Origin of the sequence: Paenibacillus sp. PL91 (genome assembly GCF_012935325.2) — a bacterium.
Taxonomy (GTDB): Bacteria; Bacillota; Bacilli; order Paenibacillales; family Paenibacillaceae; genus Pristimantibacillus.
In genome coordinates this window covers 186967-211534 of record NZ_JABBYG020000009.1, presented here as the reverse complement: position 1 = coordinate 211534, position 24568 = coordinate 186967, and the positions used below count along the sequence as shown (strand labels likewise).

Sequence of the window (24568 nt, the reverse complement as noted above, 5' to 3'; positions counted from 1 at the left end):
AACATGTCCAAAATCTATAAACTTGCTATTATCGGCTGTGGAGGAATTGCAAACGGCAAGCATTTGCCAAGCCTTAAGAAGCTAAACAACGTTGAAATCGTCGCATTTTGCGATATCGTCGAGCATCGTGCGATTGAAGCGGCTGCCCTGTATGGCGCTGAAGGCGCTAAAGTATATACCGATTATAAAGAGCTGTTGACTGACTCCTCCATCGAAATCGTTCACGTATGTACGCCAAACGACTCGCATGCCAACATCGCAATCGATGCGCTTGAAGCAGGCAAGCATGTTATGAGCGAGAAGCCAATGGCCAAAACCGCTCACGATGCTCAGCGCATGGTTGATGCAGCTCGCCGTACAGGCAAGAAGCTGACTGTTGGCTACAACAACCGCTTCCGTCCAGACAGCCAGCATTTGAAAAAGATTTGCGAAGCCGGCGAGCTTGGCGACATTTATTATGCGAAAGCGCATGCGATTCGTCGCCGCGCCGTTCCGACATGGGGCGTTTTCCTTGATGAAGAAAAACAAGGCGGCGGACCGCTTATCGATATCGGTACTCACGCGCTTGATTTGACGCTCTGGATGCTTGACAACTATAAGCCAAAAGTTGTGCTAGGCACTTCGTATCACAAGCTTTCGCAGCGCGAGAACGCAGCAAACGCTTGGGGTCCTTGGGATCCTGCGAAGTTCACGGTTGAGGATTCTGCATTCGGCATGATCGTCATGGAGAACGGCGCTACAATCGTGCTTGAATCCAGCTGGGCGCTTAACACGCTTGAAGTGGACGAAGCGAAGTGTACGCTATCTGGTACAGAAGCCGGCGCTGACATGAAGGATGGCCTTCGCATTAATGGCGAGCAGCATAGCCGTCTTTATACAACTAAGGTTGATTTGAAGGCAGGCGGAGTTGCTTTCTACGATGGCAAAACCGAGAGCGACGCTGACCTTGAAATGAGAATGTGGCTGAAAGCTATCGACGAGGACACTGATCCAGTTGTAACGCCCGAGCAAGCTTTCGTTGTTTCGCAAATTCTTGAAGCGATCTATGAATCATCCAAAACCGGCAAAGCCGTATATCTATAAGCAACAAAGAGGAGCTGCCTCGCAAGGTCTGATAAGACCTTGCAGGCAGCTCCTTTATTGTGTTGAGCGATTAGTTATCCGCAAAAAAAGAAGCAAGCAATATGACTGGAGCGTTATAATCGATCGCATATTCATTGCTTGAATAAGAGCCTCTGGCATCTAAATAAGCCAGGGCAGGAGCAAGCTCAGCTTTTACTGCATCCAAATCCGGGTCACCGCCATAACGATTCGGGCCTCCTACGACTAAGCCTGGAATCGTTATCCCTGTGGCCGCGTTAATGCGATGATGAGGCTCTTTCGGAAAAAGACTGCCAACGCCGGTCACATAGCTGTAGCCGGTCGCGCTGCGCCCAAATACATGATGCAGCTGCTCAAGCGCTGCGTCAGCATAACCCTCGGTAGGCTGCATCCGGTTGGCAAGTAAGAGCAAGCAGCCATAGGCCGCACCCGCTTTGACGGATGCCCATGTATATTCCTCTGCTTTGAGCGTATTCAAATAACCATCATTCTCTATCCTTTGAACAAGCTCCTTCGCACGGCTCGTGACTGCTGTTCGAATGCGTTCCCTCCACTGCTCATCGCTTTTATCGGCGCTATAATATGCCCATTGTCCGAGAAGCTGCGTATTCGCCCAATTGACTGCCTGTGGCGATTGTTCCAGCAAATAGCCATACTGCTTGATCAACTTCTCGCTATAGCTTGTATTCCCCGTCGCCCTGAACAGCTCAGCCAGCGCCCACAAGCGCTCTTCCGCATCCGTCATCTTGCCGTAGCCGCCGGAGCCGTTGTCCTGCATCGGATCTTGCCGGAACGCTGCCGATTCGTTTGCGCTCAGATAGCTCTGCGCCTGCTCGGCAGCTGCCAAAAGACGATCAGAAAACTGCTGATCAAATGGCTTATAAATACGTGAAGCAAGCGCCGTCGCTCCAGCGAACTGAGCGATGCCGTATGTCGACAAGCCATAAACATAACGAGTCTGCGTATCGGTATCCGGTGTGACGAAGCCCGTCCATGTCGAGCCGCTTACTTTGTGATAAACCGCCCCGTCCTGGCGCTGCATGCGCAGCATCCATTCCAGCTCGTATCGAACCTCGGCTAGCAAATCAGGCAGCGATGGGTCCGGCGATTCAAGCTCCTCAGGCAGCTTAAGCTGCCCGATTGGAAATGCCTTTGGATTCAGTTCAAAAGCGAGAAGAAGCTGTGCAACCGTGACGGCAGCAGGAGGTATGTATTTCCCATAATCGCCTGCGTCGTACCAGCCTCCTGACACGTCGATGATGTCTCCCTTATGCGAAATGCCATCATCGAAAAAAATTTCAGCCTTCGCGTCCTGCAAATGGCCTGCCTTTTGCTTTAATCCCGTAACCGGATCGTTGATAGCTACGCCCGACCGCTGCAGCGTATAGGATCTTACCATCGTCGCAAGTGCAGCTTTGTATGGCGAATTATGAATGGCAAAAGGATAGGAGCTCCCCGCTCCATCTACGAAAATCTGATATTGTCCCGCTGTCTGGAATGGTGAGAAATCTGCCCTTCTCACCGTCCGCAGCGATGCTGCATCCGCCAACGGCTCAGACAAGCTGCCGGTAAATACTGCGTTTCCGCTGCTCATATCGATTAGCGTGAACGTCTTCCCACTCGGCAGATCGCCTTCTACGACAGCGATTTTGGTGTGCTCCGTTCCATAGCCGATCTGATCGGCCTTGACCAGTGCTCCATCCTGCGGCTGCGGGACTGACTCTGGCATTGATGAAGAGCCTGTCGCTGTCTCCGTCTCAGCAGCGATTGGCGTTACGAAGTCGTTCGTATCTGCCTGTAATGGCTTCTGCTGCTCGTTCAATGTATTCCCGCCTTTTGGATCAGATAGCAAGAAGATGGATATGACTACGGCTATAATAAGCGCTATTGCTGTTCCAGCAATAATGATAGACTGCTTGCGTGCAAGCATTAATCAGCTAAAATAGTATCAATTCGCGAAATAAGCTCATCTGTCAGCTTAAGCTCGCTCGCCTTGCTGTTTTCTACGATTTGCTCGGGACGGCTTGCTCCGACTAACGCGCTGGCTACATTCGGTTGTCTGAGTACCCATGCGATAGCTAGCTGCGCAACGGAATAGCCAAGCTCCTCCGCCACTCCCTTAAGCTGCTCCACCCGGGATAAATGCCAATCGCTCAAATAACCGCCGATATACATATTCGAGCTTGCATCGAGTGCGCGGCTGCCCTGCGGCTTGCCCGCTTCCCCGCTGCTGTACTTGCCCGTAAGCACGCCCTGCGCGAGCGGCGAGAACACGACCTGGCTAATGCCATTACGCTCGCCAAGCGGGATGATCTCCTTCTCGATTGCGCGGTGGAACATATGGTACTGCGGTTGATTGACGACGATCCGATCTAGCAAATATTTATCCGCTACCTGAAGCGCTTCCTGCATTTGTGCAGCCGTCCACTCGCTTACGCCGACATACAGCACCTTCCCGGAGCGGACGAGATCTTCAAGGGTACGCAGCGTTTCATCTACAGGCGTATCCGGATCAAAGCGATGACAATAATAAATATCTACATAATCAAGTCCCAGCCTCTTCAAGCTTGCGTTCGCCTGCTCCAAAATATGCTTGCGCGACAAGCCGCGGTCGTTAGGGCCTGAGCCCATGTCTCCATATACTTTTGTCGCGATGACATATGATTCACGAGCATAGCCCCGCAACGCTTCGCCAACGACCTCTTCCGCTTTACCGCGCATATAGACATTTGCCGTATCGAAGAAGTTAATGCCAAGCTCATACGCCTGCGCAATCGTTTTGGCTGCGGTTCCGTCATCAACCGAATTTCCGTACGTCAACCAGCTTCCTAGACTGATCTCGCTGACCTTTAATCCCGTTCTTCCAAGTCTCCGATAGTTCATAATAGCCTCCGGCAATTATATTTGTATGATATCGTTTGTCCAAGCTGGAAATCGGCAAGCCATTCGACCTTGCCAATCAGCGCTATAGATTCATTGGAGCGCCGTTATGATCAATAAAGAGTGCATCCGCTTGCGTTTTCCGCTCTACAATGTCCAAAATGCCGGCAGCAGCGACGTTCGCATCGCCCGGTGCCTTCTCCCCGCCCATATCCGTTTTAATCCAGCCCGGGTGAAGCGCATGAACGACAAAGCCCTGAGGAGCCAGCTCGCGGCGAAGCTGCGCGGAGAACATATTAAGAGCCGATTTGGTCAGCGCATACGAATAATCTCCGCCATAAGCGCCAGTAAAGCAGCCCGCTTCCGAGCTAATGTTGATAATGCTTTGCCTCTCTCCCCTGCGGAGCAGCGGCAAGAAATGCTTGAGCACAACAATCGGTCCGAATAAGTTCGTTTGGAAGGATTGCTCCACCTGCTCCATATCAAGCTGCTCCAGCTTTTGATCTCTGCCCAGCAATATCGCAGCGCTGTTAATAACAGAATCAAGGCGGATATCTCGGCTTTCCACTTGCTCGCAAGCATAGCGAACAGAGTTTTCGTCCACGACATCAAGCGGCAGTATTGTCAATTGACCGGGGAACCTTGTTATCAGCTCCTGCAAGCCCTCTGCCGAAGAGCCTGGACTGCGAACGCCAGCCAGCACGTGATGCCCCCGTTTGCATGCTTCGCTGGCAAGCGCCAAGCCGAGGCCTCGATTTGCACCAGTAATCAGAATGTTCATGTTGCTATTCTCCTCCTATTCAATGAGCCGCGTAATGTAAAGCTTCTTGGCGAAACTTTGCTAGCTTTTATCGTTTTCTAGCAGCTCTAGCATAATTTTCAACTGCTTGAACGAATCCAAATAAGCGTAGCGTCCTCCGGTGTATTCGCCCTTTTGGACCAATGCCATGCCGTTCTTCTCCATTAATGCAACCTTCTCTTTCATTCCTTCGACGACAAAAGCAATATGATGCGGGCCTTCTCCATGCTGGTCCAGATGCTCCCGCCACGTGCTCGGGTGCTCATCCGGTTCAATCAGCTCGAGCTGCAGCGAGCCCATATCAAAAAATGCAAGCTTAGCGCGAGCTTCAGACGATTCGCCATTATAAGCGGTTTGCGCCTTATCTACCGTATCTGTCCAGAACCAGCTTGGCTTCTCCACCCCAAAAAAGTCAGCATACGCCTGTGAGGTTTCGTCAATATCATGTACTAAAAGTCCAATTTGAGTGATCGTCTTAGTGCCAAGTATATTTTTATCCATAATTATCGTATCTCCCTTTGAGGTTGATTTACCGTTAATGAATGTCGTATTTGCTGTAAAAGCGATTGCGTCATTTTCAGATGACCGTGCAGCGCTATCCATCCTCCTACATCCACATCCCCCCTCTCAAAAAAAGCCAGCACCAATGTAAACGCGCGTTTATTTTGTTCTAAAAAAACAATAATAGCCTCCATAGGCTCAAAGCCTGCTGCTCCATGTCATTTGGAGCAGCATTAAATGCAAAGGAGTTTTCCGTTATTCCGGTTGCGTACGGCTATGACTCGGCGGTTACGCTTTGACAAGAATGACGGACGACAAGCTCCGTGCTTACGGCAAACGTTTGAAAAGTCTCGCTCCCATTCTCGATGCTATTAATTAATGTTTTAGTCAATTTATCCATCATATCGGCAAAATCAACCCGAATGGTCGTTAACGCCGGACTGTAATGGGCGCTTAATATATGATCGTCAAAGCCCATTACGGATATATCCTGTGGTACGCGAATACCTGACTCCTTCAGCGCCCGTATCGCTCCGAAGGCTACGCTGTCGTTCGCCGCAAATATCGCTGACGGAAGCTCCGTCTTCGTTTTCATAAATTCCTTGATTGCATGATAACCGCTTTCCTCGTTAAAATCGCCCGGCAGCATCCACTGCGAGACGAGCGGCAGATGATGCCTAGACATCGCGGCCTGAAAGCCTCTCCATTTGGAAGGACCGGAGTACCTATTCATGTCCCCGTTAATCATCCCGATTCGCTTATGCCCCAAGCTCACTAAATAATCAATCGCTTGGCCTACGCCGGTTTCGTTGTCAAAGTTGAACACGACGCGGTTTGGCTCAGAACGTCCCGGCAAATGCTGATCGACGATCGCAACCATAAATCCTTCTGCAATAAGCTCCTCAATGAGCGGCTCATGATTTGCTGCTCCTATGAATACGCCTCCGTCGATTCTTCGCTGATAGAAGCTTTCCTTGATCGCGCGAGTTTCTTCCTGCTCTTTCATATCCCGAACGATATGCGTGAGGACGTAATAGCCATGAGAAGAAGCGCTGTCAATAATCCGTGCAAGCAGCAAGCTTGAGAGGCTGTCGCCGGATACGCGGCCGGAATCAATCATGAATAAGCCGATCGTACGCGTACGCTTGCCTGCGAGCACTTGAGCGGATAGGTTCGGATAATAATTGTATTGCTGAATGACCTTCATCACTTTTTGCTTCGTCTTCTCCGGGACGTTGGCATAGTTGTTGATTACTCGGCTGACCGTGCTTCTGGATACACCAGCTAGCTTGGCGATTTCCGTGCTGTTTATTTCCTTGCTCAACCAAAGACCCTCTTTCCATGAACACGTGTTTATGGGCATATGGTACCAATGATCCGAAGCGCTGTCAATTCATAATTATACGAGTAGTAAAAACAACTATTACAAATCCGCAGCGAAGCTTCATCTACTCGTATAAGAACCAACGTAATAGCTTTAGCCTTAAGCTACGTCCTTCAACACTAGCTACCCATTCCTCTGACCTCATAAACACGCCTCGTCTAAAGATAGCTGCAGCGCCTCCAACGCTTACGTTGCAGTTAATACAACAGAAACCTCACACAAGACACCCATTCTGATGCTACTTCTGCAGATACGCATCAGAATATTAAAATTATCACTTCAAATGAGCCCTATTGGCAGATTATATTGCACAAACTGCAGCGTAAGTCCACCAGCTCCACACCATCAATATTCTGTTGCACTAACTGTAACGCAGCCGCGTCTAAAAACTGCTTGTGCTGCCTCATCCTTCTAATTGCCGCATGCAGAAAGCGCAGCCGCAGCGAGCGCTGTGATCGTAAGCCGAATAATCTCGCTTTAAGCTTCTCTTGTAAAAATGGCATATGTACTCGTTCGGCGTTTGCAAAAAAAAAAAACGACCGGACGTAATTGTCCAGCCGTCTCATCGCTCCTGTTATCTCGTTTCTCTATGAATTGTAACCCGTTTAAGCCGCGGGCTGTACTTTTTAATTTCCAACCGCTCCGGCGTCGTTCTTTTGTTTTTTGTCGTTGTATAGTTGCGGTCGCCCGTCTCGGTACAAGCAAGCGTCACGATTACTCTCACGTCATTTACCTCCTAATAAAATTTTGTTGCAGGAGCTTCATTTTTTACGAGATGATGCTCACTAATGGAGTGATGACTCCATCTGTACATTTACTGCTTGTGGAAAATCATCTTGGAATTCATTCCAATTCAAAACCAGCTCCCCATCGCTAAGCAAGCAGCGATCAAGCGAATCGATCAGCTTTTCTCGGTTCATTTCAATGCCGATAAATACGACTTTGTTGATACGGTCGCCGTATTCCTCATGCCACACTCTGGCAAGCTCCGGATCCTCCTGCAAAATGGACTCGCGCTCCGCCTCAGGCAAGGCGGCCGCCCAATGGCCTGCTGGCCCGAACTGGATCGAAGGGCCGGCTTGGCTTAAGCTTTGTGCGGAATCATTCCTTGTCGCCAGCCATACAATCCCCTTAGCACGCACGACCTCCTCCGGCCATTCCTCCATCCACTCCATAAGGCGCTTCGGATGAAAAGGCTTTGCACGCTCATAAACGAAGGAGGCTATGCCGTACTCCTCCGTTTCAGGCGTATGCGCAGGAGCCTCCATTTCCTTGATCCAGCCAGCCGATTGGCTAGCCTCTTCAAAGTTGAACAGCGAGGTATGCAGTATTTCCTTTGGATCAATCTTGCCATTTGCGGAGCGAATGAATTTGGCGCGCGGCTGCAGCGTCCGAAGAACACCCTCAAGCTCCGCGAGCTCCTCTTCGCCAACGAGATCGCATTTGTTCAAAATAAGCACATCGCAAAACTCGATTTGATCAATAAGCAGATCGACAACCTCGCGTGTGTCATCCTCGCCCACTGCCTGGCTGCGTTCAAGCAACGTTTCGCCTGACGAATAATCATGCCAGAAGCGATAAGCGTCAACGACCGTTACCATGCAATCAAGCCTGCAATAACGAGTCAGATCTATGCCTTGCTCTTCATCGATATACGTAAAAGTCTGAGCGACAGGCACTGGCTCTCCAACGCCGGTCGATTCAATCAATATGTAATCAAACCGATTTTCCTTCGCAAGGATCTCGACTTCCTTCAGCAAATCTTCCCTCAGCGTGCAGCAGATACAGCCATTGGACATTTCAACAAGCTTCTCGTCTGTCCGAGATAAGCCGCCGCCTTCCTTAACGAGACTCGCATCAATATTCAATTCGCTCAAATCATTGACGATGACGGCTACCTTAAGACCATCGCGATTGTTCAAAACATGATTCATAATCGTTGTCTTGCCTGCACCCAAATAGCCGCTCAGTACGGTTACTGGAATTTTGTTACCTGTCTTGTTCAATGTCATATATGGCACCTCAATCCTATCCAATATTTTAAACGTAATTATTACGAATAAATATCAATAAAAAAGCCGGTAATCCGACTAATAGTAATTATTACGTTTAAATCAGTATAGCAGTGACGATACCGAACGTCAAGAACGTAATAATTACAATTTAAAGCTTCATTCTGTCCTTCTTTAACCTGTAAGCACGCATTTCCTTTTACAGCACTTGCTGCAAACCTCTGGCTGACCTCCACTCTGAAATAACAAAAAAAGCTGTCCCCGGTCAATGACCATGAGACAGCCCGCTATGCTTATACGCTTTTCTTAAGCTTACTCCACCTTCGTTGCATGCTTCTGTGCCAGCAGCGACAATTCTGCTGCTTTGAAGGTATGCTCCTGCGTCATGGCAAGCTCCGTTCCATTCATGCAATCGAGTATCAGCTGCCCAAAATAAGGAAAGCCAACCTTGCCGCCAAGCCGCATATGCTGCTCGCCATCGGCATTGACCAAATAGAGCTGATCGCCTTCCTTTTCACGGGCAATATCGATATATTTGCGCATCTCTATATAGCCATCCGTACCGAGGATGATCGTGCGGCCATCGCCCCATGTGCCAAGACCGTTTGGCGTCAGCCAATCCACCCGGAAATAACCGGTGGCACCGTTATCGCCTACAAGCGTCATATCGCCAAAATCCTCTAGCTCCGGATAATCTTTATTCGCATAATTGGCAACCTTGCTGTTCACGACGCTGGCATTGCGATTGCCTGTAAAATAAAGAAACTGCTCGATTTGATGCGATCCGATATCGCAAATGATGCCGCCGTACTTTTCCTTCTCAAAAAACCATGCCGGCCTTGACGGTGCATTCAAACGATGCGGACCAAGCCCAATGACCTGCACGACACGTCCGATTGCCCCTTGCTCGATCAACTGGCCGGCATACACAGCGCTCTCGACATGCAGTCGCTCACTGTAATACACCGCATATTTTTTCCCTGTCTCTGAATAAGCGGCACGCGCGTCCGCCAGCTGCTCAAGCGTCGTAAAGGGCGCTTTGTCCGTAAAATAGTGCTTGCCGCTTCGCATCACGCGTACGCCGAGCGGTCCTCTGTCCGAGGTTATTGCAGCAGCAGCCACAAGCTGCACTTCTGGATCAGCGAGCACCTGCTCTTCCGAATCCGCTGCCTTTACCTGCGGATACTGGCGAATGAAAGCCTCTACCTTCGCAGAATCGGGGTCATACACCCATTTCAAAACGGCTCCCGCTTCTATAAGACCGTTGCACATCCCATAAATATGCCCATGATCGAGACGAACGGCAGAAATTACGAATTGTCCGTCCTCTACTACTCGATTCGGTTTTCCTTTAGGCGCATACTTCATCCCATCCGCTTTGCTCATTGTCCTTAATCCTCCTTCTGATAAGTCGAATTCGTAATCCGTTCTTGCAAATACTGATGGAACAGCTCCTCATCAATCGGAAGGTCAACCCAGTTGTCGGTCCAAGTCGATAGCAGCATTGCATTCGAGAGCATCAGCCCTTTAATGCCTTCTTCGCCGGGAGCAATTAATGCTTCGTCATATAGAATCGCATTTACCCAGTTTTGCGTAATTCCTTTATGGTCCGGATAGCTGCCTTTGACCGGAATTTCGCATTTCCAGCATTCCGGCTCACCGAAGCCTCCCGTGTAGCTCTTATTGAATTCCGACTCAGACACGCGCAGCCGCCAAAAGGTTAATGTATTATTTTCGATGACGATTTTGCCACGATCACCGCTTATTTCCAATCGGTTCGTTCCGGGCGCTTCGCCTGTAGTCGTCACGAATACGCCTGTAGCGCCGTTTTCGTACTCCACGAAAGCCGTCACGTCGTCCTCAACCTCAATATTACGATGCTTGCCAAAATAACAAAATGCGCGGACGCGCTTTGGCATCATGCTGATCGTCCACTGCCACAAGTCGAGCTGATGCGGATCTTGATTAAGCAGCACGCCGCCGCCTTCACCAGCCCAAGTTGCCCGCCATGTACCTGAATCATAATAGCTTTGAGAGCGGTACCAGTTCGTTATAATCCAATTGGTCCGTTTCACCTCGCCAAGCTCACCTGCATCTATCAATTCCTTCAGTTTCACGTATAGCGGGTTTGTCCGCTGGTTATACATCATGCTGAATTTCACATTAGCCCTGCTGCCCGCCTCATTCATCTGGCGAACCTGCTTCGTGTAAACGCCTGCCGGCTTCTCGCAAAGCACATGCAGTCCTCGCTCGAAGGAAGCGATTGCAAGCTCTGGATGCGAATAATGAGGCGTGGCGATGAGAACGCCGTCAATCAAGCCGGAATCCATCATCTCATAAGGATCTGCATACAAGCCTACTTGATCTCCCAGCTTTTCCTTGGCCCATTGAAGATTAGGCTGCAAGCTGTCGCTGACCGCAGTAACTTCAACGCCGCTTACTTCACCTCTCAATAAATAACCAATATGTCCCTTGCCCATATTTCCCAGCCCGATAATACCTAAACGAACGATCTGCATCCGAATGCCGCCCCTTTATTTGAATGTTTAAATAGCTGCTTTGCCAACTCGTATGAACCTGCCTTTATGGTAGCACTTCAAGATCGTGCCGGCTTCATTCGCATTATCCTGTTTGCGCTTTTATTTGACTGTGGTTGGTGTATAATGAGGTTATTTACAAGGGGAGGCAAAATGATGAGCACGCAGCAACGAATTAGCTTGCCATATACAATGGGGACAAGCTCCGATTTTAACGCTCAAATCCCTTACCACACCCATTTTCATTATGAAATTTATTATTTTCATGGCGGCAAAGTCAATTACCTTATCAATGATCGCATTCATGTGCTTGAACCCGGCGATCTGCTGCTTATGCATGGGATGACGCTTCACCGGGCACATGTAGACCCAAGCGAGAAGTATATTCGCTCCATCCTTCATTTCGACCCATTTTATTTCAAGCAATTCATTCAGCCTCAGTTTGCCGCTGACCTGCTTGAACCGTTCCAGAAGCTGCATAACGTCAGGCTGCAGCTGCGTGGCCCCGAGAAAGCAGAGGTCGAGGATACCCTTCTCAAGCTGGAGCAGCTCTACATGCAGCAGGATGTATTTTCACAGCAGCGCTTTCAGGCACGGATGCTCGACTTTTTAATATTGATCAATCAGCTATGCCAGAAGCCGCTCCATGACAAACCTACCTTCCCATCGTCCAAGGAGCGCCATGTGCAGGACATCATCTCATACGTAGAGCGCCATTATGATGAAGATATTACGCTGGAGGGCATTCAAACGGAGCTTCATCTGAGCAAATTTTATTTAGCTAAAACGTTTAAAGAGGTTACGGGCAGCACGATCTTCCAATTTCTTATGCAGCGCAGAATCTACCAGGCCAAAATCGATCTTATCGACACCGTTAAGCCAATAACCGATGTTGGCTACGAGGTCGGCTTTAAACATCCCTCACACTTTAGCCGCGCTTTTAAGCTGCATACCGATTTAACTCCCGAGCAATATCGCAAGCAGCATCAACTGCTTTCATCTGGCCAAGAATAAACTCCAATCTGCAATAATAGATTGGAGTAGTTGACCTATTTAGTTGATAAGCGTATTATTGTTATATCAACTAAATGACTGGAGCAGGTGATCGCAAGTGGAATTCCAACAATCCGTAGGTTATGTCATAAGTAATACAGGACGCAAATTAAACCAGAGGCTGCAGCAGCTTTTTCAAGAGCATGACGTAACGCCTGAGCAATGGTCGCTGCTCATGTGCCTTGATGAGCATGACGGCATTACACATAAGGATTTAGCACAGCGTACTGACAAAGACCCCGCCAATATCACACGTTTAGTCGATCAGCTTGAACGCAAGGAGCTTGTCCGGCGTGTAGCGAACCCGGGGGACAGAAGATCGCAGCTTCTCTATTTAACCGAAAATGGCAGAACGAATGCTCATGCGCTCGCACCGATTGAGGCTGATTTTGTAACGCAAATGCTGGCGAATATTTCGAAAGAAGAAATTCAAGCATTCAAGAGCTTCATGGCCAAAATTAAAAAAAACGTGGAGCAGTAAAGATAAGCTGCCCGCTTGATAGCAATCGCACCGCTGTCATCTGAGAGGGGAACACACATGAATACGAATAAATTATGGAGCGCCGACTTCATAAAAATATGTTTAAGCAGTTTTTTTCTATTTTTCTCTTTTTATACGCTAGCAACCGCATTGTCGGTTTATGTAACGAATGGGCTCGGTGGATCTGATACGCAAGCCGGCTTGTCTATGACCGTATTCGTCATCGCCTCCGTACTGCTTCGCCCCTTTGCCGGGCAGCTTATGGCCAAGTATGGCGAGCATAAAATCGTCGTTATTTCCTTATTGCTATTTTTATTATTTTCGATGGCATACTTAGGCGTTTTCGGCTATGCCATGCTTTTGCTTGTCCGTTTTTTTCACGGAGGCACCTTCGCTATTGCGACCACCTCCACGAATACGACCGCAATCGGCATCATTCCGGAGCATCGCAAAGGAGAAGGCATCAGCTACTTCAGCTTATTTATGAGCCTGGCAATGGTCATCGGACCGTTTGTTGGCTTAACGATCACGACGCATGGCGGCTTTACCGCTATGTTCGCCTTATGCGCTGCATGCTCCCTAATTGCCTTCATACTCGGCGCTTCGACGAGGCGCAAAGCGGATAAACCGATACCAGCTGCCGTAGATGGCGGTCAAAATAAACCCAAAAGCAAGCTGCATTGGCGCGATCTTGTAGAGAAAAAAGCTGTTCCAATCGCGCTCAGCGGATTTGTTGTCGCATTTGCCTATAGCGGTCTAGTAACCTTTATGTCCGTTTTTGCTCATGAGCAAGCCATCGATCAATATGCCAGCTATTTCTTCGTTTGCTTCGGCATTATGATTGTTTTGCCTCGTCCGCTTGTAGGCAAATTGCTCGACCGTGTAGGCGAGCATGTTATCGTCTACCCAAGCATAGCCATATTCACGATCGGCATGTTTCTGCTCAGCCAAGCCAGCTCGCCAGCTATGCTGCTCATTTCAGGAGCCGTCATTGGACTAGGCTATGGGGCATTGCTTCCCTGCTTCCAGACGATTGCGGTACTCGCAGCCCCTGCTCATCGCAGAGGACTTGCTACAGCAACCTTCTATTTGCTATTCGATCTTGGTTACGGCATTGGCTCCTATACGCTTGGCTCGTTAGCATCAAGCTACGGCTACAGCGTCATGTATATCCTTTGCGCTATTATTATTGCCTTCTCATCCGTCATCTATTTTACGCTTCATCACAAGCGCAAACGATTGGTGAACGCTGCATCCGATGAGGTTTATGTATCACCGTAAGCTTAACGCCAAATGCTTGTCTTGTACGGGCAATGTAATTTCGACCATCGTCCCTTCATTGGGAACGCTGCTAAGTTGAAGCGTACCCTTGTGCGCTTCAATAATGCGCGTGCTGATCATAATGCCAAGACCTGTCCCTTTTTCCTTGGTCGTCAAAAATGGCTCGCCGATCCTCTTGATCAATTCCTCCGGTATGCCTGGACCCTCGTCCTTAATCCGAATGTGGACGAAACCGTCCTCCATTGTCGTAACCGACAAAGTTACCTCGCCGCCCTGCGGCATCGCTTCTAACGCATTTTTAATAATATTCAAAAAAACCTGTTTTAGCTGATCCACATTACCGTATACAGACGGCCTCGCTTCATCATAAAAAACCTTCAGCTCCACATTTAGCAAAATAGCCTGCGTCTCCAATATCGAAATAACGCTTTGCAAAATAGGCTCGAGAGGCTCGTAGTTAAACTGTGTGAAATGAGGCTTTGCTAGTGTCATAAACTCATTTACGATAAGCGTAATGCGGTCAATTTCATTGGCCATAATGTTAAAATAATGCGGCGTCTCCGGATATTTTGCGCTAAGAAGCTGTGTAAAACCCTTAAGCGCTGTTAATGGGTTGCGTATTTCATGCGCCACACCTGCCGCAAGCTGCCCAATAGCCGACAGCTTCTCTGAGCGAATGAGCAATTCCTCCGAACGTTTGCGGTCGGTCAAGTCGCGAATGACGGTAAGCATGACATCCTTGCCCATATAATTATTGATCCGAATGCTCGACAGTTCTACATCGATATGCTGCCCATCTGGACGAATAATCACTCGTTCTTCAAAGGGCGTCGGTTCATCTGAAAGTGTAATGTTTTCCACCGTTTGCATATGCGTGTCGTGATCGCTAGGATGGATAAATTCAAGCAGGCTTTGACCAATGACTTCTGTAGCATCGGCTATTCCAATTACCTGCAGCGCCAATCTATTCACATATAGAATAATGCCTTGATCACTCAGCAGGATCGGTTCAGGAACGAATTTAATGATTTTCTGATAGAGCTTGGCGCTATCCCTCAGCGTCTTTTCCTTTTCGCGCTTAAAGGTCACGTCCTGCAGCGTGCCAAGCAGCGATGGATGCCCGTTAAACATAATAATCGAGCTGTTTCCCTCCAAATAAATGATGCTGCCGTCCTTCTTTATTCCTTTTAGCTTAAGCGGAAATTGTTCAATGCCTTCAACCATGCCTTTCAAAACATCATTTGTGATCTGAAGAAGATCTTCCTCTGAAACCAGTTGATTAGGCGAGAGCGAAAGCATCTCCTCCTCGGTATACCCATACAATTCAGCTAAATAGGGATTGGCATATACGACTTTGTGCTTTTGCCCCACGAATACGCCAGCTACTACGTTTTCCATTAAGCTTTTGTACAAATAATCCTTCTCATGGAGCGATGCTTTCATCCGTATTTGGTCGGAAATATCATGAACGATCAGCTGTACGGCAGGCTGGCCGTCAAATTTCACTGCAACCGCTCTCAGTTCTACCTCTATAACCGCTAGGTCCAGTTTAAGCAGCTTGTGATATATAAAGTGAGAAGGATTCGCTTCTCGTATCAAAAAATTAATATTAGCGGTAAATTGGTCCAAATATTCGGGATGAACAAATTTGCTCATAGGATGCGCGATGATTTCATCCAGCCTGGTCACGCCAATCATATTCAGATAAGCTCGGTTAGCAAAAACAATATCACCTTCTAACAATACAACAAGACCATCTGGTAGCATATGGACCAGATGCTGATATCTCTCTTCACTTTCCTTTAATTGCTCGCCTACTCCAACTATTTTCATTTGGGTCACCCACCTCATCCAAGCAAATAGCTTTGTCTGATTGTTTACTTTCAACATCGCTAGCCTGCTTCCTGCTGCATCATGTAATTTAAATGGGATAGATTTCGTTTAAGCGCCAATTCCCCGATACAATTCAATCCATTTGAAGATGAACAGATTGAAATAATGAAACAAAAAAACCGCCCTTAAAGTAGATTCCTCTACCTCAAGGGCGGTTCTTATTGATCTATCTATGATTAGCCTTCCAGAAGAAGTGCTTCTGGATCTTCTAGAAGCGCTTTGACCATTACGAGGAAACGAACAGCTTCGCTGCCGTCTACGATACGGTGGTCGTAAGACAATGCGATGTACATCATCGGACGGTTTTCCATGCGAGTCTCATCGATCGCTACTGGACGGATTTGAATTTTGTGCATGCCGAGAATACCAACTTGCGGTGCGTTAAGTATTGGCGTTGACAGCAAGGAGCCGAATACGCCGCCATTCGTAATCGTGAAGCTGCCGCCTTGCAGATCAGAGATCGCAAGCGTGTTCGATCTTGCTTTGCCAGCAAGCTCTACGATGTTTTTCTCAATTTCAGCAAAGCTTAGACGATCTGCATCACGAACGACCGGTACAACTAGGCCTTCTTTAGCAGATACCGCAATACCGATATCGAAGAATTTTTTTGTGATAATGTCTTCGCCGTCGATTTCAGCATTAAGCAGCGGGAAAGCTTTCAGCGCGCCAACTACCGCTTTCGTGAAGAACGACATAAATCCTAGATTCACATCATTTTTCTCGAAGAACGCTTGCTTGCGGCGTTTGCGCAAATCAAGGATCGCCGTCATATCTACTTCATTGAAAGTCGTCAGCATTGCTGCTGTACGTTGTGCTTCAACTAGGCGATTAGCAATCGTAACCCGGCGACGGGACATCCGTTTGCGTTCTGTTGGCTTCGCATCTTTGCTCGCATTAACTGGCTCGGCTTGAGTAAGAGGAGCGGATTTAACTGGAGTTGCTACAGCCGGTGCAGGAGCTTGTCCTGGCGCCGAAAGATCGATGCCTTGCTCACGAGCACGTTTGCGGGCAGCAGGAGAAGCGTTGATCGCTGCTGCGCTTTCGCTTACAGGAGCTGTTGACTGAGCAGCTGGAGCTGCCACAGGAGCAGCTGGTGCCGCAGGTGCAGCAACCGCTGCAGGAGCAGCAGGAGCGGACGCGCCGCCAGCTGCTTCTCCGATCGAACCGATTGCTTCGCCTACGAGTACAACATCTCCGTCTTGCTTCGCTATGCGGGATACGACGCCGCTGTTGTCGGCGCTGATTTCGATGTTAACCTTATCCGTTTCGAGCTCCAGTAGGACATCTCCCTGACTAACGGAGTCGCCTTCCTTCACGAACCATTTGGTAATTGTGCCTTCAGATATGGACTCGCCTAATTCTGGTACTATAATTTCAGCCATTAGTCATTACCCCCTTATCAAACTTGTTTCAACTGGTTTGCCGTTCAAAGCTGTCGAAATGATCCATTTTTGTTCAGCGGCATGTACCTCTTGGTGTCCGCTTGCTGTACTCGAGCGATCAGGTCTGCCTACGTAGCGAACGGCAGCCTTCTTAGGCGCCAGTGCACGCAAACGCGGCTCCATGAAGCTCCATGAGCCCATGTTTTGCGGTTCTTCTTGTACCCATATGATTTCTTCCAGCTTGTCGAATTGCTTCACGATGCGCTCGATCTCTGCATGAGGGAACGGATAGAGCTGCTCCACTCTCGCAACGCGCAGCCACTCGTAATCCTCTGCGTTTGTAGAAGAAAGCGCCTCTTCGATATCGATCGCAACCTTACCTGTGCAAAGCAGCAGCCGTTTCACTTTGTCCTTCTGATCCTTCGGCTCCGTTAGGCTGAATTGCGGCAGCACCGGCTTGAATGAGCCTTCGCTGAATTCCACACCATGTGAAGCGACGCGCGGATTACGGATCAAGCTCTTAGGCGCCATAAGAACGAGCGGACGTACCTGCTCTGTGCCTAGCAGCGATGCTTGCTTACGCAGCAAGTGGAAATATTGAGCAGACGATGTCAAGTTAGCAACCGTCCAGTTGTTGTCAGCCGAAAGCTGTAGGAAACGCTCCAGCCTTGCGCTGGAATGCTCCGGTCCTTGGCCTTCGTAACCATGCGGCAGCAAAATCGTAATGCCGGATTTTTGCGACCATTTCGCACGGCCTGCCGAGATGAATTGATCGAAAATAACTTGCGCAACGTTAGCGAAGTCACCGTATTGCGCTTCCCAAATCACAAACGTTTCAGGAGCAAATACGTTGTAGCCATATTCAAAGCCAAGTACTGCCGTTTCCGACAACGGGCTGTTATGAACGGCAAAGGACGCTTTCGCTTGCGGCAACATATGCAGCGGGGAGAACTTGGCTGCATTTGAGTTATCGTTAAGCATAATATGGCGATGCGCGAACGTTCCGCGCTCTGAATCCTGACCGCTTAGACGAATTGGCGTACCGTCTGCAAGAATCGTTGCGAACGCAAGCGTCTCCGCATGTGCCCAATCCACCTTTTCGCCATCGTTCAACGCAGAAGCTCTCCGCTGCAAAATCCGTTGAAGCTTCGTATATTCCGTGAAGCCCTCCGGACGGTTAAGCAGCTCCAGGTTAATGTCGCGAAGCGTCTCAAGCGGTACTGCTGTGCGGGCTTCTTCACCGACAGGAAGCACCGACTTTTGCTGCTCGCCGCGAATTCGCGGCTGGCCTTCATTTGCTTTCATTGCATCGTAGGCTGCTTGCAGCTTGCCGTTCGTACGCTGGCGCAGCTCCTCGATTTGCTCATCCGTGATCGCTTTCTCGCCTTTCAACTGCTCGCTGTAAAGCGCGCTTACGGTTGGGTGATTGCGAACCTTCGAGTACATAAGCGGCTGCGTCACATCCGGATCATCCATTTCATTATGACCGAAACGACGGTAGCCGATCAAATCGATTACAAATCCTTTATTGTAGCGGAGACGGTATTCGCATGCGAGGCGTACTGCTGCCAAACATGCTTCCGGCTCATCCGCATTTACGTGTACGATTGGAATATCGAAGCCTTTCGCCAGATCACTTGCGTAATGAGTCGAACGTGAATCGATGCTGTTCGTTGTAAAGCCAAGCCGGTTATTCGCAATAATGTGCAAGGTACCGCCATTGTGGTAGCCTTGTAGCTTATTAAAGTTTAGCGTCTCGGCAACAATTCCTTCGCCGATGAAAGCCGCGTCGCCGTGGACGCAGATCGTAACCGCTTTTGACGGATCCTGCTCAGGGAAGCCTCGCTTGCTGCGATCCTCTTGTGCGGCGCGGGTGAAGCCTTCGACAACCGGATTTACGAATTCAAGGTGACTCGGGTTGTTGGCAAGCGTAAGATTCGCGCGAATCGTTTCGCCTTCCTTCACGGCACGGTCTGCTCCCAAGTGGTATTTCACGTCGCCAGTCCAGCCGTAGTTAAGGCCCATGGACCCTTCGGACGGGATAAGCTCTTTGTTCGGCGCATGGTGGAACTCAGAGAAAATCTTCTCATAAGGCTTGCCAAGCACATGCGTCAGAACGTTAAGTCGGCCGCGATGCGCCATGCCCATCAAAATATTGTTCGCTCCGTCATGTGCGACCGCACGGACGATCTCATCCAGTACAGGCACGAGCATATCCACGCCTTCAATTGAGAAGCGCTTCTGCCCAACGAATGTACGGTGCAGGAAGTTCTCGAAATACTCCACTTCCATAAGGCGTTCAAGCAGTGCCGAACGCTCTCTAGCCGACAGCGGAGCTGGGAAGCTTCCCGATTCCGCCTGCTTGTTAAGCCAGTTCCGTTCGTTCTCATCATGGATATGTGTAAATTCATACGCCGCGGAACGGGTATAAATTTCTCTCAAGCGGCTAATGGCCTCCCAGCCATTCGAGATCGATGCTGGCGCATTATCCCAAATAAGCGAAGCCGGAATAGCGGCTAAATCTTCTTTAGTGAGCCCAAAGGTCTCTGGCTCAAGCAGCTTCGTATCTGCTGCAGGGCTAAAGCCGAGCGGGTCTATATCCGCAGCTAAATGGCCGTATCTGCGTATGTTCAGCATAAGCTGATGTGCAGCCACAACCTTTTTCAACATATTTGAATCAATCGGACCAGGTGCAGCTGCAGTTGATGCAGCCTTTTGCTCGCTTGGCTTAACCGAAATGCCCGGAGTCGCTCCCAATGATACGGCCGGCGGTGCTCCAAAACGTTCAAATAGCTCACGAACCGTTGACTCAACGGAATCAGGATCGGTTAAGAACCGTTCGTATTGCTCCTGCACATACCCAAGATTGGGGCCATAGTAGCTTTGCCAAGGCGAATAATTACGCTCATCATGGTTGCTCATTGCAGAAAATTCCACCCTCTCTATTCATTGCCATTCTATTATTTTCTAAGGCGAAGCTCGCCATACATGCCCGCCAACTTGCACTTGCTCAAAACGTCTCCAAATTGCTCTTATCTGCATTGGTTATTATAGAAAACGATCAATTCCTGCTGTCTTTTGGACACCTCTTAATAGCTCCCTTATATTTTAGTACATAGTACGCTCACCTTCCATGATCATATTGGCATCAATATCATCCATTTCAAGCATTGATTGTCGTTCTCGGACAATCAAGCAAGCATCAATTGGATACGATATCCAGAAGGCGGTGGATTCCACAGGCTAGTGCCTTGCGAGCGCTTCCTGCAAAAATAAAATAGCTGCTCGAGTTTGATATTCGCTCACTTCGTGACCCGAAAAAGGATAGTCATTCAGCTGTTTTTGCGAACGAATCCGATTATATACAGCATAGACCGTCTCTGGCAGGCAAACGGTGTCCTTCCATCCGACCGACATCAGGACAGGCGCTTTGATGCGCTCCGCCAAATTCAATAAATCAAAATGAGCCAGCGTAGTCAGCACCATGCTTAATCGTTCCGGATACCGCTTAATATACTGTGCGATCTCGGTAAGCGAGCCTGTTGAATGCATAATGCCGTAATCCATATGGCACATATTCGGAATATCAGACACGACCGCGCTTACCTTGGGATGAAGGGCAGCGGCAAGCAGCGCCAGTCCCCCGCCCTGACTTGCACCGACAACGGCGATTCGGGTGTCATCCACCTCTAGCTGAAGCGAAGCCGCTTCAACCGCTCTTACTGCATCCATCGTTATGGCTTGATAATAGCTAAGCTCAATACTCGCGATTCCCTGTGAAACCCAGCCCTTAACTGCGCCTTCGCTGGAGGTTAGCAGGTTGCCGGTTTCTCCTCCTTGTCCGCGCGCATCGACGGCAAATACAGCATAGCCAAGCAGCAGCCATGCTGCATATCGCTCCGGAAGCCCTTTATCGCCTGTATAGCCTTGGTAGATGACGACGCAAGGGAGTTTATTTCCTTCCAAGCCAAGCTGCGGAACGATATACAACCCATGAATCAGCGTATCATCGCTCCCCTTATACGTTAAACGCTCTGTCCTTACAGCCGCAATAGGAGTATCCAGCGTTTCTCTCGCTATATCGAGAGGCTTCTGCTTGTAACGGAGCAATATGTCCTGCCAGTAGGTGTCCAGCTCGTCCGCACCAATGGTCGCCGGCGGGTTATACGCTAACAAATCATTTTTACGTCGATTAATTGCATTCATCTCAGTATGCCCCTATTCCGACTCGTATTTTCGTTCCTGTACCTCATTTTCAACCAAAAAAGCCCTTCTTTTCGCAAGCCATATGCAAAAGTAAGAGCTTTTTTTCATCCAATATCCGATTTCGCAGCAAAAAAAGCGCAAGCTCCTACATCTTTGGGCTTGTCCTTCTGCTCTCCGGTTTCTTTTCCTTCAGCACTATTGGTCCAATCACAAGCGCCATAAAGAGCAGCAAAGCTCCCGTAATCGTAGAAACGCCGTAGCTTTGCAGCCAATATGGACTATCCTCTACACGCTTATAAATCCAGCCGCCGGCCAACGGGCCGATAAAGCCTGTTATACCTGTCAGCGCAGAAAATACAGCGATATACATGGGACGCTCCGACTTAGGCGTGTCGCCAATAATAAAATTAAAAGCGAGCAGGTTGTACCCTCCAATGCCAATACCGAGCACAATGTGCACTACGATCAGCACAAAAATGGCAGGCAGCAGCTCCATTCCGGACCACAGCAAGCAGGCGATCGCAATGATCGGAAGCGACCATCTAAGCAGCGTTCTCGTTGCATATTTGCTGTTTAAATTGCCCCAATAGTAGTAGCTGAACATCATTACGACCATTTGTATCGTAGTTATAATCGTTACCCAAGTATAGTTCAGCTTTACAATATCCAGCATGACGAATGAGAATAGCGGTACCGCAATATTTTGGATCATTATAAAAGTCGCTAGAAAAAGAGTTGCCAGCAAATAAGTGCGGTCACGAAGCGGTTTTTGGAGCTTTTTCCACTTGGATGATTCATTCGATCGCTCAAGCGGTAAATTAGGATATCGATATAGCTCGATACCGTTCCAGATGGTTGCCACTGCGCAAATAACATACAACATGACAAAGCCGCTGCCTTCCGGCAGACGGTTCAATATTTGTCCGCCAATGAGCAGGCAAAGGCTTGCCACTGCCCAATGTATCGTATTCCGTATGCCAAAATAACGTCCGCGAACTTGAGCAGGCACCATATCCGCCACCAATGAGGTCCAGAGCACGCCGCCGGCCTGTGCGCAAATAAACGATATCGTGAACATTGCAATATAAGTACTTACCCAGTAGGCTTCCGGCACCCAGAATGGAATCAGTCCCGTTGCCGTCCATAACGTGCGGTGAACCATACTGAACACCAAAATGTGCAGCCGCCTATTCTCAAAGCGATGCATGTAAAACGCGATAATGAGCTGAACGAGGTTGGCAAAAGCCGGTATTGCAAGCGCTATGCCGATTGCATCCGATTTGGCGCCCAAATAGAGGAGGTACGCTGTGAGCAGCGGACCTCCAAGTAAATTCCCAATAATGTTCGCAGGAATTCCTTCCATAACAGCTGTGTGCAAGCCACGCCGCTGCTCGGACATTCGCCGCCTAGGCAGCAAGATGTCCTTCAACATAATAACCCTCTCCGCTCTGCCTACTCTTGGTGTACGATCAATTCTATTAAGGTTCTAACCATAACGCCGGTAGCGCATTTTGTCTCCCAGCCTCTGCTCGATTCCAGCCATGCCGTGCCGCCGATATCAAGATGCACCCAAGGCAGTCCTTCTGCAAAATGTCCGATGAACAGGCCGCCGGTAATCGTTCCGGCATCTCTGCCGCCGCTATTTTTCAAATCAGCAGCATCGCTTTTAATCTGCTTCTTATATTCCGGATAAGATGGCAGCTGCCATATTCTCTCGCCCGCGCGCTCAGATGCGGACTGCACCTGCTTAAAGAGCTGGTCATTATTCGTAACCGCGCCCGTTGCTTGGGTGCCAAGGGCAACTGATACTGCTCCTGTCAGCGTGGCCACGTCTACCAAGCGGGTCGCTCCCCTTGTAATGGCGGTCGTCAAGCCATCGGCCAGCACCAATCTTCCCTCTGCATCGGTATTTACCACTTCAACGGTATGCCCGCTCATCATGCGAAGCACGTCGCCGGGCTTTATCGCACGGTCTGAAGGCATATTCTCAGCCGTCGGAATGACTGCAATGACATTGATTGCAGGCTTCAGCTCGCCAATAACGCGCATCGCTCCAAGCACAGCGGCAGCCCCGCCCATATCCGAGATCATTTCCTGCATCCCTTCGGCTCTCTTTAAGGAGATGCCGCCTGTATCAAACGTAATGCCTTTACCGATCAGTCCCCAAGCCTCTTCGGAGTTAGGATCGCCTTTATGATGGATAACGATCATGCGAGGCGGATTTATGCTGCCTTGGCCTACGCCAAGCAAGCCGCCCATTCGCTGCTCTGCCGCACTCCACTCATCGATGACTTCAATTTCCAAATCAAGCTCCCGAGCTAGCTCCTCTGCATGATAAGCTAGACGCTCAGGCGTAAGATCATTGCCCGGCAAATTAGTCAGATCGCGGGCAAAGCTAACGCCTTCAGCAAACAGCTTCCCTTTAGCGATGCCTTGCTTCCACAATGCGGCGTCCTCTTCCGTTATTGCTGCACTCTGAGGTACAAAAGCAACCTCTTTCAGCGTAAATCGTTCGTTCTGTTCACGTTTAAGCGGCTGACGCACATGAAGTGCAAGGAGCAATCCCTCTGTCAGCGCTTGAGCCGCACGATCGGCTCCAAGCTTTGCTTTCGAGCACTCCAGCAATTGCTCCGATAGAAGCAATTGAACCGACTCAGCACGCAGTTTTTTGAGCGCTTTGGCTGCCGCTGCTGCGGCTAGGCGCAGGCTCGTTGCCTCACCGTCCATCTCAAGCCCAACAAACACGATATACGCTGCCGGATAAAGGCCCAAAGTCGCGACAACCTCGGTCTGCTCCGCTTCCGCCTTAAACAAACCTTTGGCGTACAGTCCTCTCAGCGCATCATCGATTTGCGGCTGCACAATCGCGCCAGCAACTCCTCCCGAGTTGAGCTCATTTTTGCTGACGAAACGAACGACCGCATCATTAACCGCCTGTTCTGCACCGCGAGCCCCATATGTGAATTGAACACTCATTTGTATTCCCTCGCTTTCTTTATGAATAAAACATATATGTATCCTGCAAAATTGCATACAATCAACACGTTTTTCAAACTCA

20 protein-coding genes are annotated in these 24568 nt (G+C 49.2%); 4 read left to right on the top strand and 16 right to left on the bottom strand.

The genetic code is table 11. The features are described from left to right. Nucleotides 1–3: 3 nt before the first annotated feature. Complete coding sequence (locus HI950_RS21160; RefSeq protein ID WP_169086265.1) at nucleotides 4–1083, top strand: Gfo/Idh/MocA family protein; 1080 nt, start codon at nucleotides 4–6, stop codon at nucleotides 1081–1083. Between the two features lie 70 nt (nucleotides 1084–1153). On the opposite strand, the gene HI950_RS21155 is transcribed toward HI950_RS21160, so the two are convergent. The 10 genes from HI950_RS21155 to HI950_RS21110 all read right to left on the bottom strand — a co-directional run bounded on the left by HI950_RS21155 (nucleotide 1154) and on the right by HI950_RS21110 (nucleotide 11196). Next, nucleotides 1154–3031: a glycoside hydrolase family 9 protein gene (locus HI950_RS21155; protein ID WP_187768137.1), complete on the bottom strand. Its 1878-nt coding sequence runs from the start codon at nucleotides 3029–3031 to the stop codon at nucleotides 1154–1156. Further along, entirely contained in the window at nucleotides 3031–3984 is a 954-nt protein-coding gene (locus tag HI950_RS21150) for an aldo/keto reductase family protein (protein WP_169086269.1), read from the bottom strand. Before HI950_RS21150 ends, HI950_RS21155 begins: the two co-directional genes overlap by 1 nt. A gap of 82 nt (nucleotides 3985–4066) precedes the next feature. Further along, nucleotides 4067–4762, bottom strand: a complete 696-nt coding sequence (locus tag HI950_RS21145; RefSeq protein ID WP_169086272.1) for an SDR family oxidoreductase — start codon at nucleotides 4760–4762, stop codon at nucleotides 4067–4069. 60 nt (nucleotides 4763–4822) lie between these two features. Then, complete coding sequence (locus HI950_RS21140) at nucleotides 4823–5281, bottom strand: VOC family protein (RefSeq protein ID WP_169086274.1); 459 nt, start codon at nucleotides 5279–5281, stop codon at nucleotides 4823–4825. Between the two features lie 2 nt (nucleotides 5282–5283). Continuing rightward, complete coding sequence (locus tag HI950_RS21135) at nucleotides 5284–5475, bottom strand: hypothetical protein (protein WP_169086276.1); 192 nt, start codon at nucleotides 5473–5475, stop codon at nucleotides 5284–5286. 80 nt (nucleotides 5476–5555) lie between these two features. Beyond that, entirely contained in the window at nucleotides 5556–6605 is a 1050-nt protein-coding gene (locus HI950_RS21130; protein ID WP_223285408.1) for a LacI family DNA-binding transcriptional regulator, read from the bottom strand. 634 nt (nucleotides 6606–7239) lie between these two features. Then, nucleotides 7240–7389, bottom strand: coding sequence for a 50S ribosomal protein L33 (rpmG, locus tag HI950_RS21125; protein WP_169086280.1), 150 nt, complete (start codon nucleotides 7387–7389; stop codon nucleotides 7240–7242). Nucleotides 7390–7450: 61 nt separating this feature from the next. Then, complete coding sequence (locus HI950_RS21120) at nucleotides 7451–8677, bottom strand: GTP-binding protein (protein WP_169086282.1); 1227 nt, start codon at nucleotides 8675–8677, stop codon at nucleotides 7451–7453. Between the two features lie 312 nt (nucleotides 8678–8989). After that, entirely contained in the window at nucleotides 8990–10063 is a 1074-nt protein-coding gene (locus HI950_RS21115; protein WP_169086284.1) for a Gfo/Idh/MocA family protein, read from the bottom strand. A gap of 5 nt (nucleotides 10064–10068) precedes the next feature. Next, the gene (locus HI950_RS21110) at nucleotides 10069–11196 is read right to left on the bottom strand and encodes a Gfo/Idh/MocA family protein (RefSeq protein WP_169086286.1); all 1128 of its coding nucleotides are present in this window, start codon (nucleotides 11194–11196) and stop codon (nucleotides 10069–10071) included. A 174-nt stretch (nucleotides 11197–11370) separates the two neighbouring features. Here HI950_RS21110 and HI950_RS21105 point away from each other — a divergent pair, with 174 nt between their 5' ends. The 3 genes from HI950_RS21105 to HI950_RS21095 all read left to right on the top strand — a co-directional run bounded on the left by HI950_RS21105 (nucleotide 11371) and on the right by HI950_RS21095 (nucleotide 14029). Beyond that, a complete protein-coding gene (locus tag HI950_RS21105; RefSeq protein ID WP_169086288.1) occupies nucleotides 11371–12228 on the top strand; it encodes a helix-turn-helix transcriptional regulator in 858 nt (285 codons plus the stop codon). Nucleotides 12229–12325: 97 nt separating this feature from the next. Then, nucleotides 12326–12748 carry a MarR family winged helix-turn-helix transcriptional regulator gene (locus HI950_RS21100; protein WP_169086290.1) on the top strand — a complete coding sequence of 141 codons (423 nt, stop codon included), beginning with the start codon at nucleotides 12326–12328 and terminating at the stop codon, nucleotides 12746–12748. Nucleotides 12749–12805: 57 nt separating this feature from the next. Then, complete coding sequence (locus HI950_RS21095; RefSeq protein WP_169086292.1) at nucleotides 12806–14029, top strand: MFS transporter; 1224 nt, start codon at nucleotides 12806–12808, stop codon at nucleotides 14027–14029. On the opposite strand, the gene HI950_RS21090 is transcribed toward HI950_RS21095, so the two are convergent. From HI950_RS21090 to HI950_RS21065, 6 genes are all read right to left on the bottom strand, one after another. After that, complete coding sequence (locus HI950_RS21090) at nucleotides 14021–15862, bottom strand: PAS domain S-box protein (RefSeq protein ID WP_169086294.1); 1842 nt, start codon at nucleotides 15860–15862, stop codon at nucleotides 14021–14023. The genes HI950_RS21095 and HI950_RS21090 overlap by 9 nt on opposite strands. 236 nt (nucleotides 15863–16098) lie before the next feature. Continuing rightward, nucleotides 16099–17304 (bottom strand): 2-oxoglutarate dehydrogenase complex dihydrolipoyllysine-residue succinyltransferase, encoded by a 1206-nt coding sequence (gene odhB / locus HI950_RS21085; RefSeq protein ID WP_169086296.1) that lies wholly within the window; start codon nucleotides 17302–17304, stop codon nucleotides 16099–16101. Nucleotides 17305–17310: 6 nt separating this feature from the next. Beyond that, on the bottom strand, nucleotides 17311–20226 hold the full coding sequence (locus tag HI950_RS21080; RefSeq protein WP_169086298.1) for a 2-oxoglutarate dehydrogenase E1 component: 2916 nt from the start codon (nucleotides 20224–20226) through the stop codon (nucleotides 17311–17313). A gap of 321 nt (nucleotides 20227–20547) precedes the next feature. After that, nucleotides 20548–21510, bottom strand: a complete 963-nt coding sequence (locus tag HI950_RS21075; RefSeq protein WP_169086300.1) for an acetylxylan esterase — start codon at nucleotides 21508–21510, stop codon at nucleotides 20548–20550. A 145-nt stretch (nucleotides 21511–21655) separates the two neighbouring features. Continuing rightward, the gene (locus tag HI950_RS21070; protein WP_169086303.1) at nucleotides 21656–22942 is read right to left on the bottom strand and encodes an MFS transporter; all 1287 of its coding nucleotides are present in this window, start codon (nucleotides 22940–22942) and stop codon (nucleotides 21656–21658) included. A gap of 20 nt (nucleotides 22943–22962) precedes the next feature. Then, the gene (locus tag HI950_RS21065) at nucleotides 22963–24486 is read right to left on the bottom strand and encodes a leucyl aminopeptidase (RefSeq protein WP_169086306.1); all 1524 of its coding nucleotides are present in this window, start codon (nucleotides 24484–24486) and stop codon (nucleotides 22963–22965) included. Nucleotides 24487–24568 lie beyond the last annotated feature (82 nt).